Annotated in this window: 3 protein-coding genes; all 3 read right to left on the reverse strand. The window is 39.2% G+C overall.

Features of this window, described 5'->3' with window-relative positions:
• Positions 1 to 218: 218 nt before the first annotated feature.
• Positions 219 to 437 (reverse strand): hypothetical protein, encoded by a 219-nt coding sequence (locus tag GGR08_RS07975; RefSeq protein WP_210273978.1) that lies wholly within the window; start codon positions 435 to 437, stop codon positions 219 to 221.
• Positions 438 to 565: 128 nt separating this feature from the next.
• Positions 566 to 793, reverse strand: coding sequence for a hypothetical protein (locus GGR08_RS07980; protein WP_183194762.1), 228 nt, complete (start codon positions 791 to 793; stop codon positions 566 to 568).
• The coding region (locus GGR08_RS07985) for a lysozyme (protein WP_425485765.1) at positions 790 to 1,167 on the reverse strand (378 nt) is incomplete at its 5' end. The genes GGR08_RS07985 and GGR08_RS07980, both read right to left, overlap by 4 nt.

Raw genomic sequence — 1,167 nt, forward strand, 5'->3', positions numbered from 1 at the left:
GGATAAAAGTTTGGGAATAGGATTTTTTAACACATCTCGTCATTATTGCGAATCAAGAGTTCTTTTCGGAGTGTTTTTTACCCTACCTGCTATCCAAAGGGTCTCAACTTCTAGAAAATCAAAATCCTTAAAGATCTCTCAAACCATATCACAATCATTCAGGCTTAAAACAAACTTCCCTGCGCTATAACATTTCTTCTTTACAAAATAAGGTGGATCTAACTTTTTGTGATCCATTTTTTGAGATGTGAAAAGATATTGTCTAGTGCATCCATCAGGCGAGCAAAATCAATAACAAACACAAAGAGAATGAAGGCTATCCATTTTACAAAACGTGACATCATCTTCAAACCTTGATAAGTTTCTATCATTTCATGAAGAAGCTGTTGTTCTGTTTCTGTGAGATCTTTCCCTTTATTGCTTGATTTCTTAACCATTTTTCCAACCACATAAATAGGCTCCCTGTTGGTTATGTTTTAAAATGTTTCTTGCAAAGATGAACCTCAGGCCCCCAACACCTTGTTGATCCAAATAAATTGGCAACCAGCCACCACAAAAAACAACCCTATTTGCCACGCACCCAACGAGACAAAGCACAACGCACCCCAACATCACTTTTTCGATTAACTTCATTTTCCACCTCAAAACGGATTATTGCTGTCTTTAAAGCTCTCTCTGTTTGCTTTTGCCGTTCGCTTCGCTTGCCAAGCTGAAACACCTTGACTAAAGACATTAAAAAAACTGCTAAAGCCGTAAATAGAAAAGACAGTTTTCTTTTGAAACCAAAAATCATAAACGCTGTTCCTTAAATCGTTTGGTGACAATCACTAAACCTGTACAGGCCGCTAAAACCATTATGCCAGCAAAAGCCCATTGAATCGGTCCATTGCCTACTAAAAAGCCGCCAAAACCTGAACAAGACCCTATAATCGGTGCCAACGCTTCTAGTTTCAAAAGACCCCTTGCCTCTTGCGTTTCTACCTTCTGATAATTTGAAGAAACATAAGACCCTTTCGCCCACAAACCTGCCTCCGCTGCGCGACGATTCGATAAACCCGCTAAAACCTTCCCACCTACCTTATTCCATTTCTGTAATTCTACAGGAACAGATTCATAATCTCCTTGATTCAGCTTCTTCAACAAGGTCGATTTGCAAAAAGCACAGGT

It is taken from the genome of Bartonella fuyuanensis (assembly GCF_014197255.1).
Lineage (GTDB): Bacteria > Pseudomonadota > Alphaproteobacteria > Rhizobiales > Rhizobiaceae > Bartonella > Bartonella fuyuanensis.